Source organism: Planococcus soli, from assembly GCF_016881065.1.
In the GTDB taxonomy this organism is placed as follows: domain Bacteria; phylum Bacillota; class Bacilli; order Bacillales_A; family Planococcaceae; genus Planococcus; species Planococcus soli.
Map to the genome: position 1 here is coordinate 1 of NZ_WXYN01000038.1, position 515 is coordinate 515.

The window sequence follows — 515 nt, forward strand, 5'->3', positions numbered from 1 at the left end:
GCAAGCATCAAGCCAGCCAGTACCCATAGGAATGGGAACGATCCTGTATCCGCTGTGCCGCCCATGCCTGTCGCAGGCATTTCAGATGGCATTTCCGCTGCACCGAATTCTTCCGGGAATTGGTCCACAATCGCTGCGGACAAGCCAGCTGCCGGCATTGTCATGTGTGCATACGCTTCACGAATCGAGCTGTATGCTGTTTCGTAATCGCCTGCTACGTAGGAATCAAATGCTACCAACAATTGGTCTACGTGGGCTGTCAATCCTTCTTCTAATGCATCAGCCGGAACGCGTCCTTCTGTCGCCGAATCAAGCAGGGCTGCCTGTTCCACGATGTATTCATCCAGTTCAGCGCGTGCCTGTTCCTGGCCTTCTGTGTTCTCTTCACCTGTCGCAACTACGTAGTCGACAAAATAGCCGATATGCGATTTCCATGTTTCATCAAACTGCGCACCGGCTTCTTCGCCGTAGACAGACGTGACGGCAGCCGTCAGGTCATCCGCATTGGCAAGAAG

Annotated in this window: 1 protein-coding gene; it reads right to left on the reverse strand. The window is 53.4% G+C overall.

Going from position 1 to position 515, the window contains the following annotated elements; all coding sequences use genetic code 11:
• The coding region (locus tag GJB59_RS13680; RefSeq protein ID WP_203583276.1) for a hypothetical protein at positions 1-515 on the reverse strand (515 nt) is incomplete at both ends.